Below are 335 nucleotides of genomic sequence, written 5' to 3'. Positions count from 1 at the left end.
GCCGGGTGGTTGTGATGTTGACGACGCGCGGTGCCGGTCCGGTAGTGAATGCGTAACCGATCTTTAAAAATTAACAGCCGATAAGTGTGGGCGCTTGATGCGCGACGCGAGGTGGGTCCTTCGGGGTCTGCCGACCAAGCGAAAGTATCAAGTCTCACACAGTATTAGAGGAAGGTTTGAGCAATCAAATCATCGTCAGTACGTTGAGTGAGCGACCGGTCCGTAACTGGACCGAAAACAGTAACAGGTTTGAACTGAAGAGTTTGATCCTGGCTCAGATTGAACGCTGGCGGCATGCCTTACACATGCAAGTCGAACGGCAGCACGGGGGCAAC

The 335-nt window shown here is 53.4% G+C and carries 1 rRNA gene; it reads left to right on the top strand.

The annotated features are described in order from the left end of the window. Positions 1-251: 251 nt before the first annotated feature. Positions 252-335, top strand: a 16S ribosomal RNA gene (locus tag P0D73_RS46845); the annotation flags it as partial.

This window comes from Paraburkholderia sp. RL18-101-BIB-B (genome assembly GCF_046026985.1).
GTDB lineage: Bacteria > Pseudomonadota > Gammaproteobacteria > Burkholderiales > Burkholderiaceae > Paraburkholderia.
Note: the sequence above shows the minus strand (reverse complement) of the source record. Positions and strands in the feature narration are given on the sequence as shown.